Origin of the sequence: Helcococcus sp. KG196, from assembly GCF_046035495.1 — a bacterium.
GTDB lineage: Bacteria > Bacillota > Clostridia > Tissierellales > Peptoniphilaceae > Helcococcus > Helcococcus ovis.
Genome location: NZ_JBFNFI010000033.1, coordinates 1 through 1,137, shown reverse-complemented (window position 1 = coordinate 1,137; position 1,137 = coordinate 1). Strand labels below are relative to the sequence as shown.

The following is a 1,137-nucleotide window of genomic DNA, read 5'->3' as shown; positions in this document are numbered from 1 at the left end:
CCCTCTATCTTTCATTTGATTTAGAACCATTATCCAATATTTAGATGTTTCATTTTCTCCAATCCACATTCCTAATATTTCCTTAAACCCATTTATGTTATATCCTAAAGCTATGTATACAGCTTTTTTTTACTATTAAACCATTTTCTCTTACATGATAGTGTATTGCATCTATAAATACAAAAGGATAAACCTTATCTAAAGGTCTGTTTTGCCACTCATCAATAGTATGAAAGCTTTATATTTATCCTTATTTCCCAAATACTTATAAGAAATCCCTAAATGCAATAGAACTTTTATATCAAATTTATTATATAAATAATTTTCTATATTCTTAATTTCAAAATTAGGAATTGATATTAAAATAGCTTTTTCAAGATAACTTTTAGCTTTTATATATTGCTTTTATAAAATTAATCTATAAGCCTTAGAAAAATATAGTATTTTTAATAAATGTGTAGACTTAGGCTCTTGATTAATAGTTTATTGAATTTTATTTATGAATATTTTTAATTTATCTATATCTATATTAAAAATTATATTTTTCAATTCTAGTTCTAATTTTTTAATATATAAATAAGAATTATCATTAGATAATAAATAGTCATTTATCAAATTGCTATTGTAAATTTTTGATAAATTCATTAATACATCAAGACTAGGTTTATTATCTCCGTTTTCAATTCTTTGATACTGTCTTACACTAATATCTAGAACTTCAACAATATTTTCCTGAGAATAATTATATTTAATTCTTAAATTTTTTAATTTTAATTTCAGATCCATAGCTATATCTTCCCTATAAAAATAAATTTCAAAGCTTATGACATTTTTGTAATTGCATTTTATATAAAAATATATTAAAATTAATACAAGGGGATATTGTAAAATAACTAAAAATGTTATTTTGTAATAGCTTTTACTTTTTAATTGAAATTTCAATAATTTTATATAATATATTTTTAATCTACTTTCTAAAAAATATCCAAATTATTTGATTTTTGGGTACAAAAAACTAAGGTAGCTAATTTTTATTTTTTTTACTATGCTACTTTTTCTTCAACTGATATATATCTTGTAGGATTAAAATCTTTATTTAGAATTTTATATGTTAATGTATTTAAATTCATTGCTATA

At 20.1% G+C, this 1,137-nt stretch carries 1 protein-coding gene and 1 pseudogene; both read right to left on the bottom strand.

What is annotated here, in order from left to right; all coding sequences use genetic code 11:
• Positions 1 to 226, bottom strand: a pseudogene (locus tag ABGF45_RS08345) (transposase); the annotation flags it as partial.
• Between the two features lie 257 nt (positions 227 to 483).
• Positions 484 to 786, bottom strand: coding sequence for a helix-turn-helix domain-containing protein (locus tag ABGF45_RS08340; protein ID WP_134768892.1), 303 nt, complete (start codon positions 784 to 786; stop codon positions 484 to 486).
• Positions 787 to 1,137 lie beyond the last annotated feature (351 nt).

Coding starts and splice junctions, on each gene's coding strand:
- ABGF45_RS08340 (WP_134768892.1), bottom strand. CDS start 786: ATGGATCTGAAATTAAAATTAAAAAATTTAAGAATTAAATATAATTAT.